Annotated in this window: 20 protein-coding genes, 1 pseudogene and 1 riboswitch; of the genes and pseudogenes, 4 read left to right on the top strand and 17 right to left on the bottom strand. The window is 69.3% G+C overall.

The window, feature by feature from the left end; translation table 11 throughout:
• Positions 1–315: 315 nt before the first annotated feature.
• Positions 316–2178, top strand: a complete 1863-nt coding sequence (locus tag WJ35_RS22040; protein ID WP_069240008.1) for an ABC transporter ATP-binding protein — start codon at positions 316–318, stop codon at positions 2176–2178.
• Positions 2179–2315: 137 nt separating this feature from the next.
• The gene (locus tag WJ35_RS22035; RefSeq protein WP_011881512.1) at positions 2316–3029 is read left to right on the top strand and encodes a riboflavin synthase; all 714 of its coding nucleotides are present in this window, start codon (positions 2316–2318) and stop codon (positions 3027–3029) included.
• An 81-nt stretch (positions 3030–3110) separates the two neighbouring features.
• Here WJ35_RS22035 and WJ35_RS22030 read toward each other — a convergent pair whose 3' ends face one another.
• The 11 genes and pseudogenes from WJ35_RS22030 to WJ35_RS21980 all read right to left on the bottom strand — a co-directional run bounded on the left by WJ35_RS22030 (position 3111) and on the right by WJ35_RS21980 (position 19278).
• Positions 3111–4352 (bottom strand): voltage-gated chloride channel family protein, encoded by a 1242-nt coding sequence (locus WJ35_RS22030; RefSeq protein WP_155121983.1) that lies wholly within the window; start codon positions 4350–4352, stop codon positions 3111–3113.
• An 89-nt stretch (positions 4353–4441) separates the two neighbouring features.
• Positions 4442–4546, bottom strand: a riboswitch (Fluoride riboswitch).
• Positions 4547–4597: 51 nt separating this feature from the next.
• Complete coding sequence (locus WJ35_RS22025) at positions 4598–5614, bottom strand: chemotaxis response regulator protein-glutamate methylesterase (protein ID WP_069240006.1); 1017 nt, start codon at positions 5612–5614, stop codon at positions 4598–4600.
• A pseudogene (locus WJ35_RS22020) lies at positions 5611–8169 on the bottom strand (hybrid sensor histidine kinase/response regulator). The gene WJ35_RS22025 and the pseudogene WJ35_RS22020 overlap by 4 nt, the downstream one beginning before the upstream one ends.
• A complete protein-coding gene (locus WJ35_RS22015; RefSeq protein WP_069240599.1) occupies positions 8166–8861 on the bottom strand; it encodes a chemotaxis protein CheW in 696 nt (231 codons plus the stop codon). Before WJ35_RS22015 ends, WJ35_RS22020 begins: the two are co-directional and overlap by 4 nt.
• A 45-nt stretch (positions 8862–8906) precedes the next feature.
• Complete coding sequence (locus tag WJ35_RS22010) at positions 8907–10418, bottom strand: CheR family methyltransferase (protein WP_069240004.1); 1512 nt, start codon at positions 10416–10418, stop codon at positions 8907–8909.
• A complete protein-coding gene (locus WJ35_RS22005; protein ID WP_069240003.1) occupies positions 10415–10927 on the bottom strand; it encodes a chemotaxis protein CheW in 513 nt (170 codons plus the stop codon). Before WJ35_RS22005 ends, WJ35_RS22010 begins: the two co-directional genes overlap by 4 nt.
• Positions 10924–12600 (bottom strand): methyl-accepting chemotaxis protein, encoded by a 1677-nt coding sequence (locus tag WJ35_RS22000; protein WP_069240002.1) that lies wholly within the window; start codon positions 12598–12600, stop codon positions 10924–10926. Before WJ35_RS22000 ends, WJ35_RS22005 begins: the two co-directional genes overlap by 4 nt.
• 162 nt (positions 12601–12762) lie before the next feature.
• Entirely contained in the window at positions 12763–13854 is a 1092-nt protein-coding gene (locus WJ35_RS21995; protein ID WP_069240001.1) for a hybrid sensor histidine kinase/response regulator, read from the bottom strand.
• Between the two features lie 583 nt (positions 13855–14437).
• The gene (locus WJ35_RS21990; RefSeq protein ID WP_069240000.1) at positions 14438–16021 is read right to left on the bottom strand and encodes a Na+/H+ antiporter; all 1584 of its coding nucleotides are present in this window, start codon (positions 16019–16021) and stop codon (positions 14438–14440) included.
• Positions 16022–16174: 153 nt separating this feature from the next.
• Complete coding sequence (locus WJ35_RS21985) at positions 16175–17608, bottom strand: aldehyde dehydrogenase family protein (RefSeq protein ID WP_060233760.1); 1434 nt, start codon at positions 17606–17608, stop codon at positions 16175–16177.
• A gap of 29 nt (positions 17609–17637) precedes the next feature.
• Positions 17638–19278 carry an acetolactate synthase large subunit gene (locus tag WJ35_RS21980; protein ID WP_060233758.1) on the bottom strand — a complete coding sequence of 547 codons (1641 nt, stop codon included), beginning with the start codon at positions 19276–19278 and terminating at the stop codon, positions 17638–17640.
• 356 nt (positions 19279–19634) lie between these two features.
• On the opposite strand from WJ35_RS21980, the gene WJ35_RS21975 reads away from it, so the two are divergent.
• Both WJ35_RS21975 and WJ35_RS21970 read left to right on the top strand, forming a co-directional pair.
• On the top strand, positions 19635–19973 hold the full coding sequence (locus WJ35_RS21975) for a type II toxin-antitoxin system RelE/ParE family toxin (RefSeq protein WP_069239999.1): 339 nt from the start codon (positions 19635–19637) through the stop codon (positions 19971–19973).
• Between the two features lie 3 nt (positions 19974–19976).
• Positions 19977–20276: an addiction module antidote protein gene (locus WJ35_RS21970; protein WP_069239998.1), complete on the top strand. Its 300-nt coding sequence runs from the start codon at positions 19977–19979 to the stop codon at positions 20274–20276.
• A 91-nt stretch (positions 20277–20367) separates the two neighbouring features.
• On the opposite strand, the gene WJ35_RS21965 is transcribed toward WJ35_RS21970, so the two are convergent.
• Genes WJ35_RS21965 through andAc form a run of 6 tightly spaced genes read right to left on the bottom strand, consistent with a single transcriptional unit; the run spans position 20368 to position 25161 of the window.
• On the bottom strand, positions 20368–21654 hold the full coding sequence (locus WJ35_RS21965) for a DUF445 domain-containing protein (protein ID WP_069239997.1): 1287 nt from the start codon (positions 21652–21654) through the stop codon (positions 20368–20370).
• Positions 21644–21808, bottom strand: coding sequence for a hypothetical protein (locus tag WJ35_RS31510; RefSeq protein WP_155121956.1), 165 nt, complete (start codon positions 21806–21808; stop codon positions 21644–21646). Before WJ35_RS31510 ends, WJ35_RS21965 begins: the two co-directional genes overlap by 11 nt.
• Positions 21809–21842: 34 nt before the next feature.
• Positions 21843–23063, bottom strand: coding sequence for an anthranilate 1,2-dioxygenase system ferredoxin--NAD(+) reductase (andAa, locus tag WJ35_RS21960; RefSeq protein ID WP_069239996.1), 1221 nt, complete (start codon positions 23061–23063; stop codon positions 21843–21845).
• A complete protein-coding gene (gene andAb, locus WJ35_RS21955) occupies positions 23053–23379 on the bottom strand; it encodes an anthranilate 1,2-dioxygenase ferredoxin subunit AndAb (protein WP_045564530.1) in 327 nt (108 codons plus the stop codon). The genes andAa and andAb overlap by 11 nt, the downstream gene beginning before the upstream one ends.
• A 19-nt stretch (positions 23380–23398) precedes the next feature.
• Positions 23399–23875, bottom strand: a complete 477-nt coding sequence (andAd, locus tag WJ35_RS21950; protein WP_010089037.1) for an anthranilate 1,2-dioxygenase small subunit AndAd — start codon at positions 23873–23875, stop codon at positions 23399–23401.
• A 14-nt stretch (positions 23876–23889) separates the two neighbouring features.
• Positions 23890–25161: an anthranilate 1,2-dioxygenase large subunit AndAc gene (gene andAc, locus WJ35_RS21945; RefSeq protein WP_060233752.1), complete on the bottom strand. Its 1272-nt coding sequence runs from the start codon at positions 25159–25161 to the stop codon at positions 23890–23892.
• Between the last annotated feature and the right edge of the window lie 198 nt (positions 25162–25359).

Here is a 25359-nt window from a genome sequence, read left to right as displayed (position 1 = left end):
GGCGCGGCTACGCGGCATTCGTCAGACATTGCAGCCGCCTTGCGACTGCTGATAGAATCGCCCCACGTCTTTTCGACGCCTTTTCAACCATTCACTTCAGGGAGGTGCTGATGTTCCGAATGCAGTCCGCCTTCCCGAACGTGGTCTCACGGCTCAGCTGATCCAGCCAGCCGTCCGCGCCGGCGCCTGAAGGCCCGCGCACGTTCCCGACAGCCCACTCTTTCGATCCGCGTCGCGCACGCGGGTCCGGCTGTCGCGTTTTCGACGTTCTCTGATCCGGAAAGTCCCGTCGCGCGATGCGCCGGGCAATGACACATGACCAGAAAAACCACCCAATCGGGCGGCCATGCGTTCCAGGCCGTCTTCGGCTTCACGTTGCACTACTGGCGCCGGCAACCGGCGCGCATCGCCGCCGTCGTGGCGTTCTCGCTGCTCGCGGCGCTCGCCGACGTGCTCACCCCGCTGTTCGCCGGCCGCCTCGTCGATGCGCTGGCGCTCGGCCTCACCGACCGGTCGGCCGCCTGGCACGCGGCGCTGTCGGCGTTCGGCATGCTCGCCGCGCTCGGCATCGGCGCGACGCTGCTGCGGCAAGGCGTCTATCTGAACATCATCGCGCTCACGCTGAAGATGATGGGCGAGATCGCGACCGCGTCGTTCCAGCGCGTGCAGCGCTTCTCGACCGACTGGCACGCGAACAGCTTCGCCGGCTCGACGGTGCGCAAGATCACGCGCGGGATGTGGGCGCTCGACCTGCTGAACGACACGCTGCTGATCGCGCTGCTGCCGTCGCTGACGATCCTGGTCGGCGCGACCGCGCTGCTCGGCTCGCACTGGCCGATGATGGGGCTCGTGGTCGGTCTCGGCTCGCTGCTGTACATCGCCGTGACGGTTGCGATGTCGCTCGGCTTCGTCGCGCCCGCCGCGCGGCTCGGCAACCTGTGGGATACGCGCATGGGCGGCGCGCTCGCGGACGCGGTCAGCTGCAACGCGGTCGTCAAGGCGTTCGGCGCGGAAGTGCGCGAGGAAGCGCGGCTGTCGCGCGTGATCGGCAAGTGGCAGAAGCGCACCCGGCGCTCGTGGATGCGCGGCACCTTCAACGGCGGCCTGCAGGGCGCGATGCTCGTCGCGATCCAGGCGGCGATGATCGGCGTCGCGCTGAAGCTGTGGGCCAGCGGCGCGGCGAGCGTCGGCGACATCGCGTTCGCGTTGACGATGTTCTTCATGCTGCAGGGCTACCTGCGCGATATCGGCTTTCACATCCGCAACCTGCAGCGCTCGGTGAACGACATGGAAGAACTCGTCGCGCTCGAGCGCCAGCCGCTCGGCATCGACGACAAGCCCGACGCGCAGCCGATCCGGATCACGCGCGGCGAGATCCGCTTCGAGCACGTGACGTTCCGCTACGGCAGCCATCCGGTCGCGCTGTACGACGACTTCTCGATGCGCATCGCGCCCGGCGAGCGGGTCGGCCTGGTCGGCCATTCCGGGTCCGGCAAGACGACGTTCATCAAGCTGATCCAGCGCCTGTACGACGTGTCTGGCGGCCGCATCACGATCGACGGCCAGGACATCGCCGATGCTCGCCAGGATACGCTGCGCAGCCAGATCGCGATCGTCCAGCAGGAGCCGGTGCTGTTCCACCGCACGCTCGCGGAGAACATCGCGTACGCGCGCCCCGGCGCGAGCCGCGCCGACATCGAGCGCGCCGCGCGGCAGGCGAGCGCGCACGACTTCATCGCGGCGCTGCCGGACGGCTACGACACGCTGGTCGGCGAGCGCGGGGTCAAGCTGTCGGGCGGCGAGCGGCAGCGCGTCGCGATCGCGCGGGCGTTCCTCGCGGATGCACCGATCCTGATCCTCGACGAAGCGACGTCGAGCCTCGACAGCGAAAGCGAAGTGCTGATCCAGCAGGCGATGGAGCGGCTGATGGAAGGCCGCACGACGCTCGTCGTCGCGCACCGGCTGTCGACCGTGCGCGCGCTCGACCGGCTGCTCGTGCTCGATCGCGGCAAGGTGATCGAGGAAGGCAGCCACGACGCGCTGATCCGGATCGACGGCGGCCTCTACCGGCGGCTGTTCGAGCGGCAGGCGCTGGAGCTGGCGAAGGGCCTGATCGATGCGCCGCCGCGCACGCTCGGCGACGGCGCCGAGTCGCCGGAACACCGGGCGGCCGTGTAACGCGGGCAGGCCGGTCAGCGGCCCGACGGCGCGGGGGCGGTCCGCGCGCGCGGGCCGCGCCGCCGACCCTGCTCGCGATGCGGGTTCCCGCGATCACTTATCATACGGACCAGGCAATTCGCGACGAAAGGCAGATCATGTTTACAGGCATTGTTCAGGGTGTTGGCGTCATCAAGGCCATCGAGGACCACGGCGAGCTGAGGACGTTCAGCATCGAATTCCCGGAGCGCTTCACTGCCGACATCGAGATCGGCGCCAGCGTGTCGGTCGACGGGGTGTGCCTGACGGTGACGACGATCCATTCGCCGACGCTGATCGACTTCGACGTGATGCTGCCGAGCCTGCGGATCACCACGCTGGCCGAGCTGGCGACCGGCGCGCGCGTGAACGTCGAGCGGGCCGCGAAGGACGGCGCGGAAATCGGCGGGCATCCGCTGTCCGGCCACGTCGACTTCACGGGCACGGTCCTGCACATCGCGGCGTCCGAACACAACCGGATGATCCGCATCGGCGTGCCGGCCGAGTTCAAGCGCTACGTGTTCGCGAAGGGCTATATCGCGATCAACGGCTGCAGCCTGACCGTGGCCGACGTCGACCGCGCCGCAGGCTGGTTCGAAGTGTGGCTGATTCCCGAAACGCGCCGCGCGACCACCTTCGATGCGAAGGGCGTCGGCGCCAAGGTCAACATCGAGATCGAGCGCAGCACCCAGGTCGTGGTGGACACGATCCGCGAATCGGTCCAGGAGACGCTCGGCGAGCTGACCGGCATCGTCACGACGCTGCTGGCCGACAAGGGCGTCGATATCGAGGAACTGCTCGCGCGCAACGTCGCGAAGCTGCCGAAGCCGTAACGCGCGCGGCCGCCCCGGCGAGCGCCGGCGGCGGCATCGCGTCGACACCTGACGGCCGGTCGGCCGCCCGCCGCGCCGACGTCAGTCGATCTCGACCTGCGCGCCCTTGCCCACCGCGATGCGCTGCGCGCGATAAATCCCCGCGCGCCCCGAAAACAGATACGCGACCACGCACGCGACGATCGCATACACGCCGATATCCGCGCCGAACAGCTCGATCGCCATGATCGTCGACGCGACCGGCGTGTTGGCCGCGCCCGCGAACACCGCGACGAAGCCGAGCCCGGCCAGCACCGGCACCGGCAGCGCGAGCACCTGGCCGAGCGCATTGCCGAGCGTCGCGCCGATGTAGAACAGCGGCGTCACCTCGCCGCCCTTGAAGCCCGACGCGAGCGTGACGACGGTGAACGCGAATTTCCCCGCGAAATCATAGGCCGGCAGCGGGCCATGGAACGCCGCCTCGATCGTCGGGATGCCGAGGCCGAGATACCGCGGCACGTTCAGCGCGCTCGCCGCGACCGCCACGAGCAGACCGCCGACCACCGGCTGCAGCGGCGCGTAGCGGATGCGCCGGCGAAACAGCGCCGACAGCGCATGCGTCGCATGCGCGAACAGCCGGCCGACCACGCCGAACGCGATGCCCGCGACGACCGTCGCGCCGAGCCCCGCCGCGCTGACGGGCGGCACGAACGGGATCGCGTACGCGATGTGATGCACGCCCCACAGCCGGCACGCGACGTCCGCGACGATCGCCGACGCGACGCACGCGAGCAGCGCGTCGTAACGCACGCGCCCGATCGCGAGCACTTCGAGCCCGAACACCGCGCCGGCGAGCGGCGTGCCGAACACCGACGCGAAGCCGGCCGCGATGCCGGCCATCAGCAGCACGCGCCGGTGCTCGCGATCGAGGCGCAACGCGTGCGTGACGCGATCGGCGAGCGCGCCGCCCATCTGCACGGCGGTGCCTTCGCGCCCCGCCGAGCCGCCGAACAAGTGCGTGAAGACGGTCGCGACCAGCACGAGCGGCGCCATCCGCTTCGGCACGAGCGCCTTCGGATCGTGGATTTCGTCGATCAGCAGGTTGTTGCCGCGCGCGACCGACTGGCCGAAGCGGTGGTAGATCCAGCCGGTCGCGAAGCCGGCGGCGGGCAGCCCCCACAGCAGCCACGGATGCGCGACGCGCGTGCCGGTCGCCCAGTCGAGCGCGATCAGCAACAGCGCGGACGCCGACCCGGCGAGCGCGCCGAGCAGCGCCGAAAGCGCGAGCCAGCGGCACACGTAGCGCACGGTCGCAAGGAAGTCGGCGGAAGTGTTGAGCATCAGGTGATTCCAGATTCGACAGAACATCAAACCTGGGCGGCGGGATGCCGCATGGACGGTGCATGAACGGCCTGCGACCTCCCGAAACCCAGGAATGCGCAGGCATCATCAGCCGGACGACCGGCGGTTGAGGGCCTGTGCGTGCTCGTGGCGAGCAAGCCCGGACCCCGGGGAGGCATGCCATCTCCGAAGCGCGCATTTTACGCGACGGCCGACGCCCCGCGCAACGCGCGAGGCCGGCCGCGCAATCAGCCGCGCGGCGGGCCCATCACGCGCGCGATCAGTTGCGGCGCGATCCGGTCGAGCGGCAGGATCGCGCTCGCCGCGCCGATCGCGGCGGCGGCCTTCGGCATCCCGTAGACCGCGCTCGTCGCCGCATCCTGCGCGATCGTATGGCAGCCCTTCGCGCGCATCGCCTTCAGGCCGAGCGCGCCGTCGCGCCCCATGCCGGTGAGCAGCACGCCGATCGCGTCGCCGCGCCAGCCGTCGGCGACGCTGTTGAAGAACACGTCGATCGACGGCCGGTACGGCGTTTCCGCCGGATGCCGCGTATAGCCGAGCACGCCGCGCGGCGACAGGCACAGATGGTCGTTGGTCGCCGCGAGCAGCACTTCGCCCGGCTGCGGCACGCTGCCCTGGCGCGCGACGCGCACCGGCAGGCGCGTATAGCCGTCGAGCCATTGCGCCATCCCGGCCGCGAACGCCTGGTCGACGTGCTGGACGATCACGATCGCCGCCGGAAACGCGTCCGGCAGCGCGCGCAGCAGCGCGGTGAGCGCGGTCGGCCCGCCCGCCGACGCGCCGATCGCCACCAGCGTCGGCCGGCCGCGCGCCGGCGCGGATACGGGCGGCGCGGGCGCTGCCGCGCGGCTTTCGAGCTGCCGGCCGATCTGGTCGATCTTCGCGAGCAGCGGCTGCGCCGCGTCGACGGTCAGGCCGAGCGCCAGGGTCGGCGTGTCGACCGCGTCGAGCGCGCCCGCGCCCATCGCGTCGTAGACGGACGACGTGCTCGCGCTGACGCTCGCCGTCACGATCAGGATCGCGCACGGCGCGCGCGCCATGATGCGGCGCGTCGCGGCGACGCCGTCGAGCTTCGGCATCACCAGATCCATCAGCACGAGGTCGGGCGGCTGCGCGACGCAGAAATCCACCGCCTCGTCGCCGTCGGTCGCGACCCACAGCACGCGATGCTCGGGGCGCGAGGCGATCGCGCGCCGCAGCGCCTCGACGGCAAGCGGCAGGTCGTTGACGATGCCGATGTTCATCCGCGTGCGTCTCCGATCAGGTCGTGCACGGCGTCGAGCAGCGCCTCGTCGTGGAAGCTGCTCTTGGCGAGGTAGTAGTCGGCGCCGGCGTCGAGCCCGCGCCGGCGGTCCTCGTCGCGATCCTTGTACGACACGATCATCACCGGCACGCGCTTGAGCGCCGGGTCGCTCTTGATCAGCGTGACGAGCTCGATGCCGTCCATGCGCGGCATGTCGACGTCGGTGACGACGAGGTCGAACGCCTCGCCGCGCACCGCGTTCCAGCCGTCCATCCCGTCGACCGCGACCGTCACGTCGTAGCCGCGCTTCTCCAGCAGCTTCCGTTCGAGCTCGCGCACGGTCAGCGAATCGTCGACGACGAGCACGCGCCGCCGCCGGTCCGCGAGCGCATGCTGCGGGCCGCGCACGAGCGTCGCGAGCTGCCCGCCGCGCACGAGCTTGTCGACCGAGCGGATCAGGTCCTCGACGTCGACGATCAGCACCGGGTCGCCGTTCTCGAGCAGCGCGCCGGCCGCGATGTTCTGAATCTTGTGCAGGCGGCTGTCGAGCGGCTGCACGACGAGCATCCGTTCGCCGAGGAAGCGGTCGACCGCCACGCCGACCGGCTCCGGTTCGCCGCCGACCACCACCACCGCGGTGCGCGCGCGCGGCGCATCGGGCTCGCCCGCGTCGAGCAGCTGGTGCGCGGCGACGAGCCCGACGCGCCGGCCGTCGAACGGGAAATGCGGCTGGCCTTCGAGCACGTCGATGTCGTTGCGCGCGAGTTCGAGCGTGCGGCGCACGTGCGCGAGCGGGAACGCGTAAGGCTCGCCGCCGACCTCGACGAGCAGGCTGCGGATCACCGACAGCGTGAGCGGCAGCTGCAGCACGAAGCGCATGCCGGCGCCCGGTTCGTTGAAGATCCGCACCGCGCCGCGCACGCCGCGCACCATTTCCTGCACCGCGTCGAGGCCGACGCCGCGGCCGGACACGTCGGTCACCGCGTCGCGCATCGAGAAGCCGGGCAGCAGCAGGAATTCGAGCAGCTCGGGGTCGGACAGCCGCGCGGCCGTCTCGTCGTCGGTGAGACGCTGGCGCACGACGGCCGCGCGCAACGCGTCGAGATCGACGCCCGGCCCGTCGTCGCTGACGCTGACGAGCAGCGACCCGGCGCTGTGGCGCGCCTCGAGCGTCACGCTCGCGTCGGCCGGCTTGCCGCGCGCGCGGCGCACGTCGGGCGGCTCGACGCCGTGGTCGATCGCGTTGCGCAGCAGGTGGCCGAGCGGCGCGTCGAGCAGGTCGAGGATGTCGCGGTCGACCTGCGTCGCCTCGCCGACGATCGAGAACCGCACCTGCTTGCCGAGCGAGCGCGCGAGGTCGCGCACGATGCGCGGATACGCGCGCGTCGCGTCGCCGAACGGCCGCATCCGGCATTGCAGCGCCTCGTCGTAAAGCTGCTCGGCGATATGCGTGCTGCGCCGCTCGAAGCGGTCGAGCGCGTCCATCCGCTCCGCGAACGAGCGCTGCAGGTCGTTGAGCATGTGCCGCACTTCGCCGAGCGACGCGAGCACGCCCGCGTCGAGCTCGCCGGCGAAGCGCTCGACCAGCGTGTCGAGCGAACGCGCGGCGTCGCGCTGCGCGCGCTTCACGCGCAGCATCGATTCGGCGAACGGCTTGAGCCAGCGCGATTCGACGAGCGACTCGCCGGACAGGCTCAGCAGCCGGTTCAGCGTATCGGCGCGGACGCGGCGCATTGCGGCGGTGGCGGTGGCGGCCGCCTGGGCGGCGTGTGTGGGATCGGTCGCGGGCGGTGGCGTTGCGTGCGGCGGTGTCGCATGGGCCGATGTTGCGTTAGGCGGCGTTGCGTGCGGCTGCATTGCACGCGCCGGAGTTGCGTACGGCTGCGTTGCATGCGGCGCCGCTTCGTACGGTGGCGTTGCGTGCGGCTGCGTTGAGTGTGGCGCCGCTGCATACGGTGGCATTGCGTACGGCTGCTCGGCGTGCAGCGGCGTTGCACGCGCCGGAGTTGCGTACGGCTGCGCTACGTATGGCTGCGCTGCATGGGGCGGCGTCGCCGCGCCAGCGTCCACCGGTTCGTTCACCGCGCCGTCATACCCGCGCTGCGGCGCGGCTGACGTCGGCGCTGAGACCGGTGCCGAAGCCGGTGCCACCGGCACCGCCTGCGCGGCATCGGCACTCGTCAGCGCCAGCGCGAACGCGTCGATCTCGGCGGCCGACACGGGCGGCGCGTCCGGATCGGCGACGCGCAGCAGCAGGTCGACGCCGGCGAGCAGCGCGTCGACGTGCGCCGCACTCAGCGCGATCGCGCCGCCCTGCGCGGCGACGAAGCACTCTTCCATCCGCCCCGCGATGTCGACGCCCTGCGGCACGCCGACGATGCGCGCGGCCCCCTTCAGCGAATGCGCGGCGCGCATGCAGGCTTCGAGCGCCGCCGCGTCGGGCGCGCCGGATTCGAGCGCGAGCAGGCGCTCGGACAGCGCCTGGGTCTGCGTGCGCGTCTCCTCGCGATACAGTTCGAGCAGCGACAGGCGGCTCAGGTCGTCATCGGCGCTCATCGCATGCTCCGTGTCACGGCTTCGAACAGGCGGTCGTCGTCGAGCAGGCCGATCGACTTGCCGCGCCACGCCAGCACGCCGCGCGACAGGCCGGCGCTCGCGCGCCCGACCGTCGCGGGCACCGGCACCCACTCCGATGCGCCGAAGCGCACCACGCCCTCCACTTCGTCGACCGGAAACACGACCGGCTCGCCGTGATGCGCGACCACCAGCAGCCGCGTGAAGCCGCCGCCGGTGCCGCCGCCGGCCGCGCCGAGCCCGAGCAGCGCGCCGAGCGAGATCGCGATGCGCAGCGTGCCGCGGATGTTGACGACGCCGCGCACCGACGGGTGGCGGCGGTGCGGCAGCGAATGGATCGGGCGCGTGTCGGCGATCTCGCGCAGCACGCCGATCGACAGCGCGAGCCATTCGTCGGCGACGCGGAACGCGAGCGCCGCATGGCGCGCGTCGGCGTCGCCATGCTCGCGCGCTGCGCCGTGCGCGCCGAGCCGTCGCGCGCCGTCGGCCATCTCGGCCGCGTCGAGCGGACGCTCCAGCAAGCGCGCAGCATGGTGTGCGTAGACGGGGCAGTTCAGGCAGCGCTGGTACTCGGTCAGCCGCTCGCACGACCGGTCGCCGCGCGTGCCGATCCGGTTCCAGCAGTCGTCGACGTCGATCGGCGCCGCGCCGGCGGCGGCAGCTTCGCGGTTCAGGGTTTCGTCGATCATTCCGCTCTCGGGTCCCAGGTGTCGTTTTCGTTATCCGACCGCACGCCGCGCTCGCTCGAGCAGCCAGCGCGCGCCGGCGCCATCGCCGCCGACGTCGAGCAGCGTCGCGAGATGCGTGAGCGCCTCCTGGTGCGTCGGCCGCAGGTACAGCGCCTTGCGGTAAAAGTCGCCTGCCTCGGCGGCCCGGCCGCGCGCATCCGCGATCAGCCCGCGCAGGTAGAACGCGTCGGCATGCAGCCCGGCGCGTGCCGTGAACCGCGCGAGCACGCGCTCGGCTTCGTCGAACGCGCCCGCGTTCGCAAGTGCCTGCGCGTGCTCCAGCGTCGGCGCGTCGACGGCGTTGGCAGGCGCGGGCGATGGGGATCGTGCGCGCGCGAGTGGATCGGCTGGTGGGGGCGCGACCGGTTCGAACGGGCTGGGGGCGCGTGGCTGGAATGCCGTCGGCGGTGCCGCGCGTGCGGCATCCAGACCCGACGGCGGCGGCACGACGGCGTGCAGCGCACGCGTGGCGGACGTGGGTGATGACGATGGCAATCCTGATGCCGTTGCGGACACTGACGCACACGTCCACGCTGACGCTAACGGCATCGCTGACGCCGCCCCTGACGTCGGCCCCGCCCCCAACGCCCCGCCCCGCGCCATACGCCCGTAAGAACCATCCCCACCCACATGCCCAGCCACGCACTCATCCGCCGCCGCCCCGTCATCGGCGCGCTGGAACGCGAACGCGAGCGGAATCCGCGCGGAGCGCATCCCGTGGCGCATCGCGACGCCGGTCTCGGCCGGGCCGACGAACAGCATCCCGTCGTCGGTCAGGAGGCGCTGCAGCGACCGGATCACGCGATCCTGCGCGTCGCGCTCGAAATAGATCAGCACGTTGCGGCAGAACACGAAATCGTAGCGCACGCCCGTGTCGGCGCACGCTTCCATCAAATTTGCCTGACGAAACTGCACGCGCGATCGCACCTGCTCGTCGAGCAGCCAGCCGTCGGCCGTCGGCGTGAAGAAACGCGTGCGAAACGCCGTCTGCGTGCCGCGAAACACGTTCCTTCCATAACAGCCGGCCCGCGCGTGCTCGATCGCGCGCGCGCTGAGGTCGATCGCGTCGATCGCGAAGCGCGCCGGGTCGAGCCCCGCGTCGAGCAGCGCCATCGCCGCCGAAAACGGCTCCTCGCCGGTCGAGCACGGCGCGCTCAGCACGCGCACCACGCGGCCCGGATGCGCGGCGAGGCGTTCGACCGCGAGCCGCACGAGCGTCGCGAACGCCTCGCGCTCGCGGAAGAACCAGGTTTCCGGCACGACGAACCGCTCGATCAGCGCGCGCCGCTCGTCAGCGCATGCGTGCAGGCGCGCCCAGTACGCGCGCAGCGCCTCCGTCGTCACGGGCGCCCGCGCGGCCGACGGCAATCGTTCACCGTCACTCTTCAGCGCATGCACGCGCTCGGTCAGCGCACGGCTCAGGAAATCGTGGCCGAGCGACTCGGGATCGATGCCGGTCTCGCGGCGCAGCCAGTCGCGAAACAGCACGGCGAACGCATTCATCCGGGCGCCCCTTCGTGGGCCGGCTGGCCGTCGAACAGATACAGGTGCGCGACGTCGTCGACCAGGCCGGCAACCGACACCTGCTGCACGATGCCGTCCGGCGTGCTCGCGACCGGGCCGAGCCAGCGCGTGCGCTCGCTCGACACGCCGCTGATGCGAAATGCCGCGCGGTCGATCCGCATCGTCTGCGTCGCGCGCTCGACGATCAGCCCGATCACGCGCTCGCGTCCGCTCCGGCCGCCGCGATAGCGCACCATCACGAGCCGCGTCGAGCGCAGCGCGTGCGCGGGCCGTCCGAGCGCCAGCATCGGCACGTCGACGACCGGCACCGGTGCGCCGTCGCGCATCAGCAGCCCGGCGACCCACGCGGGCGCGCCGGGCACCGCCTTCGCGGTCGCGAGCGGCAGCACCGCGTCGATCGCGGCGGCGTCGAGCGCATAGCGTTCGCCGTCCAGCTCGAACAGCAGGAACAGCGCCGGCGCGCCGTGCAGCGCGTCCGCGCGCGTCACGCGTCGACCTTGAAGCGCGACACGCTGGTGCGCAGCTGGTTCGCGACCAGCGTCAGGTCGTCGATCGCCTGCGACGACTGGCGCAGCGATTCGGCCGTCTGCTGCGCGGCTTCCGACAGCTGCGACAGCGCCTGCGTGATCTGCTCGGCGCCGCTCGCCTGCGTCTGCATCCCTTCGTTGACCATCTGGAAGCGCGGCGCGAGCGTCTGCACCTCGGCGATGATCTGCGACAGCTGCCCGCCGACCTGCTGCACGTCGAGCATCCCGCGGCGCACTTCCTCGGAGAACTTGTCCATCCCCATCACGCCGGCCGACACGGCCGACTGGATCTCCTTCACCGTCTGCTCGATGTCGTAGGTCGCCACCGCCGTCTGGTCCGCGAGGCGGCGGATCTCGGTCGCGACGACCGCGAAGCCGCGGCCGTACTCGCCGGCCTTCTCGGCCTCGATCGCCGCGTTCAGCGACAGCAGGTTGGTCTGGTCCGCGACCTTCGTGATGGTCGCGACGACCTGGTTGATGTTGAGCGCCTTCTCGTTGAGGATCGCGAGCTTCGCGTTCACCGAGCCTGCCGCGTCCATCACGCTGCGCATCGTCTCGCCCATCCGCGTGAGGCCGCTCTGGCTCACGCCCGCGAGCGTCGCCGACTGCTCGGCCACGCCGGCCACCTCGTTCATCGTGCGCAGCAGGTCGCGCGACGTCGCGAAGATCTCGCGCGAGGTCGCGCCGATCTCGGTCGTCGTCGCGGCGGTCTCGTTCGCGGTCGCCTGCTGCTCGCGCGACGTCGCCGCGATCTCGGCGACCGACGTCGTCACCTGCAGCGACGACTGCTGCGCGCGCCCGACCAGCTCGGTCAGCTCGTCGGCCATCCGGTTGAAGCCCGTCTCGAGCGTGCCGAACTCGTCGTGGCGGCGCAGGTCGAGCCGGTGCGTGAGGTTGCCGGTGCGCATCGCGTCGTGCACTTCGACGAGCCGCGCCATCGGCACCGTGATCGCGCGATACAGCGCATAGCCGAGCGCGAGCGCGGCCAGCAGCACGACGGTCAGCGCGACCGCCAGCACCACCTCGGTGCCCTGCACCGATTCGCGGATCAGCTTCGCGGACTGGTCCGCGAACGTGCGGTTCTCCTGCACCAGGATATTGGCACTGCGCACGACCTCGGCCCACGCCGGCTCGACCTTCGCGTAGGCGGCGACGGCCTCGTCGTGCGACGCGCGGCTCTTCTGCACGGCGTCGTTCAGGAGCGGCAGGTAGCGGTCGTACGCGGAGCGGAACGCCGAGAAGCGCGCGCGGTCGTCTTCGCGAAACGTCGTGTTCTGATAGTCGATCGACAGCTTGTCGATCTCCTTCGTCACGTCGGCGATCTTCGCGAGGTCGCGGCGCGCGGCGTCCGGATCGGTCTCGACGAAGGTCGCCTGCTGCAGCAGCAGGAACGACTCGTTGACCGCGCCGCGCAGCGACGACGCGAGATACACGCCGGGCAGCGAATCGCGCTCGATGCTGACGGCTTCGGCGTTGATCGCGCGCAGGCGCTCGTAGGACAGTCCGGCCGTCAGCAGCATCAGCACGAACAGCACGCCGAAGCTGAGCAGGATGCGGTTGCCGAGGGTCAGCCGGGTGGCGCCGATCGTCGGATGCAAGCTTTCATTGGTCGCGCGGTGCGTCACGGTGGCCATGTTCGTTGTGGGCTTTCAAAGTCTGCGTTGAGAAAAGGTCCGCGCCGGCCGGCGCCCGCCGGAGGCGGCGCGACCGGTGCGCGTGGGGAGCAGGCGCGCACGCGCGCGGCAGGGCCTGCGGGCGCCGCCCGCACGCCGGGCGAGGCCGCTCGGCCCGCGGGTTCACCGCTCCACTTGTGCGGGGAGCCGAAGCGCGACCATGAAGCCGCGCGCGGTATCGCGCATCAATATCTGTCCCCGATGCCGCGCGGCCGTCGCGCGGACGAACGCGAGCCCGAGCCCGAAGCCGCCGCGCGCCGCGCCGTGCGCGGACTCGAGCCTCACGAACGTCTCGGTCGCCGACGCGCGCTGCGCCGGCGCGATGCCGGCGCCGCCGTCCTCGACGCCGATCAGCCATGCGCTGTCGTCGCCGGCCAGCGTGCAATGCACGTCCGTTCCGGCCGGGCCGTACTTGAGCCCGTTGTCGATCAGGTTGGCGACCGCGCGCGTCAGCATCAGCCGGTCGCCCATCGTCACGCATTCGGCATCCGGCACCTGCGTGACGACCCGGCTGCCGAACCCGGCGGCCTTTTCCCACAGCTGGTCGGCCGCGTCGAGCACGATCTCGTTGAGGCTGACGACCTCGTGCGCGCGGCGCTCCGACTGCGCGCGGGTCAGGTGGATGAAGCCGTCGGCCAGCGCGAGCGCGCGCCGCGCGTGGCCGGCGATGCGCTCCATGATCGGCGGCATCTCGCCATGCTCGGCCCGGTATGCGTCGAGCAGCGCGAGGATCGACGTCTGCGGCGAACGCATGTCGTGCGACAGGAAATCGAGCGCTTCGTCGCGCTGGCGCGACATCAGGTAGGAATTCGAATGGTAGCGAATGCGCGCCGTCAGCTCCATCGCGTCAGGCAGCTTGACGAGATAGTCGTTCGCGCCGGCGATGAACGCCTCGCGCTTGACGACCGGCTCCTCCTTCGCGGACAGCACGATGATCGGCACGCGTGCGGTGGCCGCGTCCGCGCGCCACGCGCGCACGAGGTCGAGGCCGTCGATGTCCGGCATCACCAGGTCCTGCAGGATGACCGTCGGCTTCACGTCGCGCGCGACGGCCATCGCCCGCTGCGCGTCGGTGCAAACATGCAGATCGATGTCATGTTCACTGCGCAATGCCCGGCGAATCACCTCGCCGACGAAAGCTTGATCGTCGACAAGCAGGATCGACAGCCCCGATTCGAGACAATCCGGCGCATTTTGATCGCGCGATTCTTTCATAAATACCGTTTCAAACGAAAATCACCACCCGATTCATTCTCGCAAGTTGATTATTCAACTCACTCGCCATCTCGATAATTCGACCACATTCTTCACGATGATGGCGTTGTCGCTCGTCAGCCTTTACACACGAGGATTGCAGCGCCGATTTTCCCAAGCAACACCGAATTACATTCGCACACATTCTCTCAATAAAGATTACTGAGCGATTCTAATTGAGATTGCAACAGATCATCTATCTCCTTCAGGTTCAGCTTTGCCAAATATGGTGAAATAACCTGATTTGGATAAATCGGATCATTTCCTTGCGCGAAGCATGAAAACGTTTGCGAGGCCGGCGGGAGACGGTTTACGGGTGCGTATGCGGCGGTCCGGGCCGCCGCGCGTTGGGGCCGGACCATGGACACACTGAGGAATTCGATGGGACGACGGCGGGAGCCCAGGCAAGCCACCGATGCTGCGGGATGACGCGCGATGCGACGAGATGGGCGACGGTGACGGCTGCGGCTCTGATGCCGCCGGCAACCCCCGCGCCATCGGCGTCCTAAACAACCGCGCTCACCACCCGCGCGCCTGCCGCCGCTCAACCGCGCGCGTGCTGCGCGGACACTTCCTGCAGGTCGAGATCGCGTTCGAGCGCGTGCAGCATTTCGTCGTGGATCTGCCCGGAACGATGCAGGCGCAACAATTCCGCGCGGCCGGCCGCGATCGCGGCGAGCACGACGTCGTAGTGCGCGGCGCGAACTTCCGGCGGATATTGCGGCGCATCCTTCGTGCGCTCGGTGAGCGCCGCGCGATACGTGTATTGCTCGAGCAGGCGCGGATGGATCACGACGCCGTTCGCGTCGCGCACGAGCGGCTGGATCGCCGCGAGCTGCGCGGCCTCGACGTGCGCCCACGCCTGCGGCTCGGTCAGGTGATGCTCGGCGTGCGCGTGCTGCTGCCGCAGGCGCAGCAGCCGGATCAGCGGGCCGATCGTCGTGCCCTGCAGCAGCACGGTGACGAGAATCACCGCGAACGCGGCGACGAGGATCAGGTCGCGGCCCGGCATCGCGTCGGGCAGCGACAGCGCGATCGCGAGCGTGACGACGCCGCGCATCCCGGCCCAGCTCATCACGGTCGCGGCCTTCCAGTCGGGCGCCGCGCCGCGCCGCACGATACCGCGCACCGGCCACTTCAGCACCTCGACCGCATAGATCCACAGGAAGCGCGACACGACCACCGCGGCCAGCACCGCGAGCACGACCGGCATCATCGTGCCGAGCACGGGCTCGAAACCGCCGAGCCGGTGGATCACGCCGCGCAGCGACAGCCCGATCAGCACGAACACGAGCGCCTCGAGCAGGAACACGACGACCTGCCAGAACGCAGTGGCGCGCGTGCGCACCGCCGCCGAAAACACCTCGTGCTGGTGCCAGCCGAGCATCATGCCGACCACCACGGTCGCGATCACGCCCGACACCTCGAGCATTTCGCCGGCGATATAGCCGATCCAGCCGGAGAGCACCGCGACGGTGATCACGAGGTAGTCGTCGTCGAGCAGCTTCAGGAATCGCACGACGAACCAGCCGATCACGAAACCGACCACGACGCCGCCCACGCCCAGCTCCGCGAAGCCAAGGAGCGCGTGCTGGAAGCTGAACGCGCCGGTCAGCGCGGCGACGACCGCGAAGCGGAACAGCACGAGGCCCGCCGCGTCGTTCAGCAGGCTCTCGCCTTCGAGCAGCACCATCAGCCGGCGCGGCAGCGCGACGCGTTCGAGCACGGCCTTCGCCGCGACCGCGTCGGGCGGCGACACGATCGCGCCGAGCGCGAAGCAGGCGGCCCACGGCAGCGACGGCACGACCCAGTGCACGGCGAGCCCGACCGCGAGCGTCGTGAACGCGACCGCGCCGATCGCGAGCAGCAGGATGCCGCCGAGGTTGCGCTTGAACTCCTCCCACACGGAGAAATACGCGCCGTCCATCAGCAGCGGCGGCAGGAACACCACCAGCACGAGATCGGGGTCGAGGTTGATCGGCGGCAGGCCGGGAATGAACGCGATGGCGGCGCCGCCGACGAGCAGCGCCGCGGCGGGCGGCAAGCGCAACCGCTTGGCGATGCATTCAAGCGCGACGATCGCGAGGAAAGACAGCAGAACCAGCTTGAATGCCGAGACGGGGGACATGAATCGACCTCGTGAAGAAATAATCCGCCGGCGGCCGGAGCCATGCCCCGGCGCGCCGTGTCGCGCGATTACATCACGATGCCGTGCACGCAGTCGAGATCGTTCACGGATGGGCGGCGCATTCGCGCGCCGCCCGATTTCCCCCGCGCCGCGCTACCTGCGCCGCACCACCATCAGGCGCGGCTCGGTCATGTCCTCGATCGCATAGCGGATTCCCTCGCGGCCGAGGCCCGAGTCCTTCACGCCGCCGTACGGCATGTTGTCGACGCGGAACGACGGCACGTCGTTGATCACGACGCCGCCCACGTCGAGCTCGTCCCACGCGCGCTGCGCGTGCGCGAGCGAATCGGTGAACACGCCGGCCTGCAACCCGAAATCGCTGTCGTTCACGCGCGCGAGCGCATCGTCGAAGTCGTCGAACTTCTCGAGGATCGCGACCGGGCCGAACGCCTCCTTCCGGTACAGGTCCTGCTCGCGGCCGACGTTCTCGAGCAGCGTCGCCTCGAACATCGCGCCGTCGACCTTGCCGCCCGCGACCACCTGCGCGCCCGCCGCGAAGGCCGCGTCCATCCAGCCCGCGAGCCGGCGCGATTCGGATTCGGAGATCATCGGGCCGACGAAGGTCGCCGGATCCTTCGGATCGCCCATCTTCAGCGAGCGGGTTTTCGCGATCAGCTTCTCGCGCAGCGCGTCGTAGATGCCGGCGTGCACGATGATCCGCTGCACGCCGATGCAGCTCTGCCCCGACTGGTAGTACGCGCCGAACGCGAGCCGCTCGACCACGTAGTCGAGCCGGTCGCGCTGGTCCGCGTCGACGATCGCCGCCGCGTTGCCGCCCAGCTCCAGCACGACCTTCTTCTTGCCGGCCTTCTCCTTCAGCGCCCAGCCGACCGCCGGCGAGCCCGTAAACGACAGCAGCTTGAAGCGCTCGTCGGTCGTGAACAGGTCCGCGCCGTCGCGATGCGCGGGCAGCACCGAGAACGCACCCTTCGGCAGGTCGGTTTCCGCGAGGACTTCGCCGATGATCAGCGCGCCGATCGGCGTGCGGCTCGCGGGCTTCAGCACGAACGGGCAGCCGGCCGCGAGCGCCGGCGCGACCTTGTGCGCGGCGAGGTTCAGCGGGAAGTTGAACGGCGAGATGAACGAGCATGGGCCGATCGGCACGCGCTTCGTGTAGCCCGTGTAGCCCTGCGCGCGCGCGGAAATCTCCAGGTTGATCACTTCGCCGTCGATCCGCACCGACTCCTCCGACGCGACGCGGAACGTGTCGATCAGCCGCGTCACTTCGCCCTTCGAATCGTTGATCGGCTTGCCGGCCTCGATGCACAGCGCCTCGGCCAGCTCGTCGAAGCGCTCGCGAAAGCGCGCGACGCAGTGGTCGAGCACGGCCTGGCGCTTGTACGCGGGCAGCTCGCGCATCGGCTTCGCGGCGGCAACCGCCGCGCCGATCGCCGCATCGATCGCCTTCGCGTCGGCCAGCGCGACGCGCGTCGCGACTTCGCCGCTGTACTTGTCCGTCACGTCGAGATCGGTGTTCGCGTACACGGCAACGTTGGCCAGGTAATACGGATAGGTTTCCTTCAGCATGGAACGCCTCCTTCCGGTGAACGGTGAATTCAGAGCTGCGCCGACAGACGCTTGATCTCGCGGTTCAGCACGCGCTCGTTGTCCGAGTAGTCGATCGGCACGTCGATCAGGTGCACGCCCGGCGACGCGAAGCACTCGCGCAGCAGCGGCTCGAGATCGTCGGCCGCCTCGACCCGGTGGCCGTGCGCGCCGTAGCTCTGCGCGTACGCTACGAAATCGGGGTTCTGCAGCGTCATCGCGAAGTCGGGGAAATTCATGTTCTCCTGCTTCCAGCGGATCATTCCGAACGCGTCGTCGCGCAGGATCATCACGACGATGTCGAGCTTCAGCCGCACCGCCGTTTCGAGCTCCTGCGAGTTCATCATGAAGCCGCCGTCGCCGCACACGGCGATCACCTTGCGCTGCGGATGCACGATCTTCGTCGCGATCGCCGACGGCAGGCCCGCGCCCATCGACGCGAGCGCGTTGTCGAGCAGCAGCGAGTTCGGCTCGTGCGCGCGCCAGTAGCGCGCGAACCAGATCTTGTACATGCCGTTGTCGAGACACACGATCCCGTCGGCCGGCAGCGCGCGGTACAGGTCGTTCACGATCCGCACCGGATACATCGGGAAGCGCGGATCGTTCTGCCCTTTCTGCAGGTGCGCGTCGAAATGCGCCTTGATCATCGCGAAGCGCGCGAAATCCCAGTGCGGCTGCGGCGCGAGCGCCTCCTTCATCTGCCACACCGCGTTCGCGATGTCGCCGACCACCTCGATCTGCGGGAAATAGACGGGGTCGACCTGCGCGCCGAGGAAGTTCACGTGGATCACGGTCTTGTCGTCGGCGCGCATGAAGAACGGCGGCTTCTCGATCACGTCGTGGCCGACGTTGATGATGCAGTCCGCGTGCTCGATCGCGCGGTGCACGAAGTCGCCGTCCGACAGCGTCGCGTTGCCGAGCCACAGCGGGTGCGTCTCGTCGATCACGCCCTTGCCCATCTGCGTCGTGAAGAACGGGATGCCCGTCTTGTCGACGAATTCGAGCAGCATCTTGCAGGTCGTCTTGCGGTTGCCGCCCGCGCCGATCATCAACAGCGGATGGCGCGCGGCCTGGATCGCGTCGACCGCATGCGCGACCGCCTTCTCCTCGGCGACCGGGCGCCGGCTGTAGCTTGCCGGGATCGGCTTGCCGTCGCCCTCCTCGTGCGCGATGTCCTCCGGCAGCTCCAGGTGGGTCGCGCCCGGCCGCTCCTCTTCCGCGCGCCGGAACGCCTCGCGCACGGCCGACGGAATGTTGCCGATCGACACGATCTGCCGCGTGAACTTCGTGAGCGGCTGCATCATGTCGACGACGTCGACGATCTGGAAATGGCCCTGCTTGCTGGACTTGATCGGCTTTTGCCCGGTGATCATCAGCATCGGCATCCCGCCGAGCTGCGCGTACGCGGCCGCCGTCACGAAGTTGGTCGCGCCGGGGCCGAGCGTCGCCAGGCAGACGCCCGTCTTGCCCGTCAGGCGGCCGTAGGTGGCGGCCATGAAACCGGCCGCCTGCTCGTGCCGGGTCAGCACGAGCTTGATCCGCGATCGCCGCAGCGATTCGAGCAGATCGAGGTTTTCCTCGCCGGGAATGCCGAACACATACTCGACGCCTTCGGCTTCCAGCGCCTTCACGAACAGATCCGATGCTTTCATGGGGACTCTCCGTCGCTGCCGCGTGCCCGGTTTGCGGACGTGCGGCGTTCAGAACGCGCGCCGGCCTACGGCACGCGCACGCTTACCTACGGGATGCTGACCACGGTGCTGGCCGCCGCGCAACGCACGGCGGCGCCTCCCGATGCAGGAGGACGAACGGATCCGCCGGCGCGCAGGACGAACGCGCACGGGCGGCAGGGACGTTTTTGATTGTAGACGGATTCGCGGGATTCCTGCTTCGGCCGAACGGCCGATCCGGGCCCCGGCGCAGCATCGGCCTGACGGCCAACTTCGCGTCAAACGGCGCGCGCCGCTCTACTGTGACGGCATCGGAACCCCAGTTGAGCTTGTGAACCATGGTTGACATATCGAGTAACGTGCCTTACAGTGCTCCGACGTCCAGCATCAGAACGACCGAAGTCTTCGACACATGGTTCGCCGGTCTGCAGGATCGCGTCGCACGGCGGCGTATCCAGGCGCGCATCGACCGGCTGGCGACGGGCAATCCGGGCGACTGGAAGTCCGTCGGCGCGCCGGTCGTCGAAATGCGCATCGACCACGGCCCGGGGTATCGCGTCTACTACGTGCAGCGGGGATCGGCTTGGGTGATCCTGCTTTGCGGCGGCGACAAGTCGACGCAACAGGCGGACATACGCGCCGCGCACGCGATGCTCGAGCATCTCGATACGGAGTAATCGATGGACAAGATCAAGACCCGGCCATGGGATTCGGCCGAACACCTGAAGACCGAAGACGACATGGCCGAATACTTCGAAGCCTGTCTGCAGGAGGCTGGCGACGACCCGGCCTTCATCGCGCACGCGCTCGGCGTGATCGCGCGTGCGCGCGGCATGTCGCAGGTCGCGCGCGATGCGGGACTGTCGCGCGAAGGTCTGTACAAGGCGCTGTCGCACGACGGCAACCCGAGCTTCGGCACGATCCTGAAGGTCATCAAGGCGCTCGGCCTGCAACTGCACGGCGCGAAAGCGCGCGCGTGACGCGCGGCGCGCGGCGGTGCGCGCCCGATGCGGCGGCGGTTGGCACGTGACTATCGCGTGACTATCGCGTGACTGTCGCGCGGCAACCGCGTCAATGCAGCCACCCGCCCGCCCAGCGCGGCGCGAGCGACACGAGATACAGCCCGAGCCCGATCAGCCCGCCGACCAGCGTGCCGTTGATGCGGATGTACTGCAGGTCCTTGCCGATGTTCAGCTCGATCTGCCGCGACATCTCGCGCGCGTCCCAATTGCGCACCGTGTCGCGGATGTGGCGCATCAGGAAGTCGGCGAAATCCGGCGCCATCTCGTACACGGCTTTCTCGACGTGCTCGTTCAGCGATGCGCGCAATGCCGGGCTTTCCGCGAGCCGCGCGCCGAGCCAGCCGCCGAGCGTCGCGGCCTGCCGGTGCAGCGTCGAGTCGGCGCGCGCGAGATCGGCCTTCAGCCATGCGCGCAGCTGGTCCCACAGATCCTTCAGGTAGGTGTTGAACGCATCGCCGTCGCGGATGTAGCGCTTGATCTCCTCGCCCTTCTCGATGAACACGGGGTCGTGCTTCAGGCGCTCGACCAGCTTGACGACCGTCGCGTCGAAGCGCTGCCGCAGCTCGTGCTCCGGGTCCGCGGCGACCTGTTCGAGCACGCGGTTCACCGCGTTCGCGATCAGCTCGGCGCCGTTCTCGCCGAGCCAGTTCGTCGGCAGGATCTTCTCGACCTTCGGATATTGCGTCTTCAGCCATTCGACGATGAAGCCCGCGATCACCTCGCGGTTCTCCTCCTTGTCGAGGATGCCGACGATCTGCTCGATCGCGTCGTCGAGCAGCGCCTGGTGGCGGCCGTCCTTCGTCAGCGTGTCGAGGATCGCGCCGGCCGATTGCGACAGGTCGATCCGGTCGACCAGCGCGCGGAACGCGTCGTGCACGAACGACTGGATCCGCGCATCGTCGGTCATGTCGAGCGCGAAGCTCATCAGCTTCGTCGCGTAGCTGCCGAGCGCGTCGGTGTTCGCGGGCTCGCCGAGCCATGCGCCGAGCTTCTGCGCGGGATCGTGCTGGCGAATCTGCGCGGCAAGCGCGTCGGGGCCGAGGAATTTCTCGCGGACGAACACCGCGAGGTTGTCGGCGATCTTGTCCTTGTTCTGCGGAATGATCTCGGTGTGGCGAGACACGAACGGGATCGGCACGCGCCGGAACAGCGCGACGACCGCGAACCAGTCGGCGAGCGCGCCGACCATCGCGGCCTCGGCCACCGCCTTGATCCCGTCGATCCAGATGCCGCGCGGCAGGAAGATCGTCGTCACGAATACCGCGACGGCGACGAGCAGCAGCGACAGCGCGCGTCGCTTGCTGCGGTTCAGTTCGAGGGCTTTGTCAGGCGTCATGGGCGATCGGTGAAACGGCAATGCCGCTAATATGCACCGATCGCCCGCCGGCGACAAACCCGCGCGCCACACGCGCGCGGAACCGCTTGCCCTCGGTCGGATGCGAGCCGCCTTGCCGCGTCGCGCGGCGCCGGCCCGGCGCGAGCGCGGTCATACGGAGCGCGTTCGCACCGAGCCCACGCAGCGCGTCACAGAAACGTCTTCAAGCCGACCGTCGGATCGGCGAGCTGCTGCGGGTCGGGCATCGCGCCGGCCGCGATCAGCCGGCGCGCGGCGCCGATGTCGCGCCCGAGATTGACCGCGGCGGCCGCGACGAGCCTGCCGTCGTCGCCCAGCCCGAACACCGAGAACGCGCCCTTCGACGGATCGCCGCGCACGACCGTCGTCCGTTCGCCGCCGAACAGCCCGAGCATCTGCAGATTGCAGTCGTACTGATCGGACCACAGCCACGGCAGCTCGGCATAGGCCTCGTCCGCGCCGAGCGCGTTCGCCGCCGCGACGGCCGGCTGGTTCTCCGCGACCTGCCACGACTCGATCCGCACATGGCGGCCGAGCAGCGGATTGAAGTGCATCGTCACCTCGCCCGCCGCGAAGATCTCCGGATCGCTCGTGCGGCAGCCCGCGTCGACGCGCACGCCATTGTCGACGTCGAGGCCCGCCGCCTGCGCGAGCTCGACGTTGGGCAGCACACCGATGCCGACCACGACAACGTCGGCATGCACGTCGCCGCGATCGGTCTCGACGATCGCGCCGCCGCCCGCCGCGGCACGTATCGCGCGCGGCAGCGTCGCCATCTGAAAACCGACGCCGCGTTCGTCATGCAACCGGTGCGCGTAGGCGCCGACCACGTCCGGCAGCGCGCGCTGCAGCAGGCGCGCGGCCGGGTCGATCACCGTCACCGCGCAGCCGAGCTGACGCGCGGCCGCCGCGACTTCGAGGCCGATGAAGCCGCCGCCGAGCACCGCGACGTGCTTGCCCGGCGCGAGCGCCGCGCGCAGCGCCCGCGCATCGGCGACCGTGCGCACGTAATGCAGCGGCACGCCCGCGTCCACCGGCCCGCCGAACCTGCGGACCCGCGAGCCGGTCGCAAGCACGAGCCGCCGGTACGGCAGCGTCGCGCCGTCGTCGAGCCGCACGCGCTGCGCGTCCCGCTCGATCGCGTCGACCCGCGTGCCGAGCCGCAGCGCGATCCGCTGCGCGTCGTACCACGCGGCGTCGCGCACGAACGCGCGCGCTTCGCCGCCGTCGCTCAGCAGCGCGTCCTTCGACAGCGCGGGCCGGTCGTAAGGCAGCTCGCGCTCCGCGCCGATCATCACGATGCGTACGTCGGGGTCGCGTGCGCGCAGCGCTTCGGCGGTGCGGCGCGCGGCATGGCCGGCGCCGACGATCACGACAGGATCAGCCGACATTGACTTCCACCTGCCCGTCGACGATGCGGATCGGATAGGTCCGCACCGGCTCGGTGATCGGCGCGCATTTCGGCGCGCCGGTGCGAATGTCGATCAGCCCCTGGTGCAGCGGGCATTCGACGCAGCCGTCCTCGACATAGCCTTCCGACAGCCGCGCGTGGCCGTGCGTGCAGAGGTCGTGCATCGCGAACAGTTCGTCGCCGATCCGGAACACCGCGATCGGCTTCTGTCCGGCGACGCGCGCCGCCGGTTCGTCTTCGGAGAATTCGTCGATGGCGCCGAGCGGGTGCCACTCGGTCAGCGTTGCTTCAGTCATGTCGTTCCTCACATTCCGCTCAGATCGGGGTGGCCAGCAGCGTCTGCACGCGCGACGTGTCGTAGATCACGCGCTTGGTCCTGTAGCGCAGGCCGTCGGGCGTGCGCACCACCGTGTCGTAATACTTGCCGGCCTGGTACACGTTCGATTCGCCGTTGCTGCGCGTCTGCACGACGACGTAGCTGCTCTCGGTGTCGATCTCGCCGTCGCGCTCGGCGACGACCATCAGCCCCGACGTCATGTGCCGGTACGTGTGCGCCTCGAAGATGTTCGCGTGCCGCAGCGACACGACGCGATCGCGCAGCATCCGCCGGTTCGTGCAATGCACGATCCCGACCGGCAGCCCGAGGTCCGCGTTCTCCTTCGGCACGATCTCGTACGTGCAGTCCTCGGTGAACAGCTCCGGCCACTGTTCGAGGCGGTCGTTGTCGAGGTGGCTGATATAGCGGTTCTGCAGCATGGCGATCTCGAACCACGTCTTCATGTCTTCCGTCATTTCGCGCTCCCGCTTCAATAGCCCATCAGCTTCTGGTAGCCGACCCAGAACTTGCGGATCAGGCTTTCGGTGATCACCGTGTCCTGCTGGTCCGGATTGCCGCGCGACATCTCGATCACCGACGTCGCGTCGCCGTCGCGCACCGTGCCGCGCTGCACGAGCTCGGTCGCCTCGGTGTCCTCCATCGAGATGTAGCCGGCCGGCCCGACGAGGTTCGCCTGCTTGATGCGCAGCGCGCGCAGCTCGGGCGTGTCGTCCGTGTAGCCGAAGAAGTGGAAGATCAGCTCGAAGTTGTCCGGCCCCTTCGGCAGGATCTGCCGCGCGACCAGCGTGTTGTGGATCTGCTGGATCACGAGCTGCGGAAAGATCGGCTGGATGTGGTTCGTGCAGTCCTCGTCGTATTCGGACACGAGATCGAGAATCGATTCGTCCTCCAGATGAAAGCCTTCGTCGAACGAGCGGATGTTCTGCTGCTTGTGGGCCGCCGACGTGTCGTCGCCGGTCTTCGTCACCGTGATGATGCTGTGCAGCCCGTGGTTCGCATCGGGAATCGAGCGCGCCTTCATGCCGACGCGGAAGATGTTGAAGGTCGTATGGAACAGATGCAGCATGCTCGCGTGATACGGGTCCTTCACGTTCTCCAGGTACAGCTTCCAGTTCGATTTCGAATACTGGCGCGTGCAGCCGAGATATTCGACCGGCTTGTGGAAGATCCGGTCGATCCACGGGCGCATCTGCTCGCCGAGATAGTCGGGTAGCGGCGCGACGTCGTCGCTGAAGGTCGCGAACACGAGCCCGCGATAGCTGTCGACGCGCAGCTTGCGCAGCCCGTGCTGCTTCGGATCGAAATCGGCCGGCATCCCGGTCATCCCTTTCTGGCCGCGCCGGAACGGCACGCCGAGCAGGTTGCCGGTGTTGTCGAAGCTCCACTGGTGATAGACGCACGTGTGCGAGCTCGCATTGCCGCGCGCCTTGCGGCACACCTGCGCGCCGCGGTGCGCGCAGCGGTTCACCCACGCGGCGAGCGCGCCGTCCTCGGCGCGCGTGACGACGACCGGCGTGTCGCCGACGAACGTGCTCTTGAAGTCGCCCGGGTTCGGGATCTCCGCTTCCAGCGCGACGAAATTCCACGTCGGGCCGCGGAAGATGCGTTCCTGCTCGCGGTCGTAGACGGCGCGCGAGCTGAACACCTTGTACGGCACGCGCGAGCCGTCGCCGTGCGGAAACGTCACGTCGGACGCGTCTTCGCGCGCCGCGAACAGGACTGGCGATTCTGTCTGCTCCATGTCGGACTCCTTGTCGATCCGGTTGGGGTGTCGGTGTCTTGATGGAGCCTATTTTTGAAACGCTAATATTCGACGTCTATCCGGAATCTGCGAATGCGGCGGCGCAGTATCCACTTCCGGCAGGTTTCTGCGCTAGGATGGCGGCACGCGTGACGCCGGCACGCGATCCCGCCCCATTCGTCGGATCGAAGCACGCGC

It is taken from the genome of Burkholderia ubonensis (assembly GCF_001718695.1).
GTDB classification, from domain to species: Bacteria; Pseudomonadota; Gammaproteobacteria; order Burkholderiales; family Burkholderiaceae; genus Burkholderia; species Burkholderia ubonensis_B.
Note: the sequence above shows the minus strand (reverse complement) of the source record. Positions and strands in the feature narration are given on the sequence as shown.

Coding starts and splice junctions, on each gene's coding strand:
- WJ35_RS21980 (WP_060233758.1), bottom strand. CDS start 19,278: ATGAAAGCATCGGATCTGTTCGTGAAGGCGCTGGAAGCCGAAGGCGTC.
- WJ35_RS22040 (WP_069240008.1), top strand. CDS start 316: ATGACCAGAAAAACCACCCAATCGGGCGGCCATGCGTTCCAGGCCGTC.
- WJ35_RS22010 (WP_069240004.1), bottom strand. CDS start 10,418: ATGAATGCGTTCGCCGTGCTGTTTCGCGACTGGCTGCGCCGCGAGACC.
- WJ35_RS22000 (WP_069240002.1), bottom strand. CDS start 12,600: ATGGCCACCGTGACGCACCGCGCGACCAATGAAAGCTTGCATCCGACG.
- WJ35_RS21985 (WP_060233760.1), bottom strand. CDS start 17,608: ATGCTGAAGGAAACCTATCCGTATTACCTGGCCAACGTTGCCGTGTAC.
- andAa (WP_069239996.1), bottom strand. CDS start 23,063: ATGTCGGCTGATCCTGTCGTGATCGTCGGCGCCGGCCATGCCGCGCGC.
- WJ35_RS21975 (WP_069239999.1), top strand. CDS start 19,635: ATGGTTGACATATCGAGTAACGTGCCTTACAGTGCTCCGACGTCCAGC.
- WJ35_RS21995 (WP_069240001.1), bottom strand. CDS start 13,854: ATGAAAGAATCGCGCGATCAAAATGCGCCGGATTGTCTCGAATCGGGG.
- WJ35_RS31510 (WP_155121956.1), bottom strand. CDS start 21,808: ATGACCGCGCTCGCGCCGGGCCGGCGCCGCGCGACGCGGCAAGGCGGC.
- WJ35_RS22025 (WP_069240006.1), bottom strand. CDS start 5,614: ATGAACATCGGCATCGTCAACGACCTGCCGCTTGCCGTCGAGGCGCTG.
- WJ35_RS21990 (WP_069240000.1), bottom strand. CDS start 16,021: ATGTCCCCCGTCTCGGCATTCAAGCTGGTTCTGCTGTCTTTCCTCGCG.
- WJ35_RS22035 (WP_011881512.1), top strand. CDS start 2,316: ATGTTTACAGGCATTGTTCAGGGTGTTGGCGTCATCAAGGCCATCGAG.
- WJ35_RS21970 (WP_069239998.1), top strand. CDS start 19,977: ATGGACAAGATCAAGACCCGGCCATGGGATTCGGCCGAACACCTGAAG.
- andAd (WP_010089037.1), bottom strand. CDS start 23,875: ATGACGGAAGACATGAAGACGTGGTTCGAGATCGCCATGCTGCAGAAC.
- WJ35_RS21965 (WP_069239997.1), bottom strand. CDS start 21,654: ATGACGCCTGACAAAGCCCTCGAACTGAACCGCAGCAAGCGACGCGCG.
- andAb (WP_045564530.1), bottom strand. CDS start 23,379: ATGACTGAAGCAACGCTGACCGAGTGGCACCCGCTCGGCGCCATCGAC.
- andAc (WP_060233752.1), bottom strand. CDS start 25,161: ATGGAGCAGACAGAATCGCCAGTCCTGTTCGCGGCGCGCGAAGACGCG.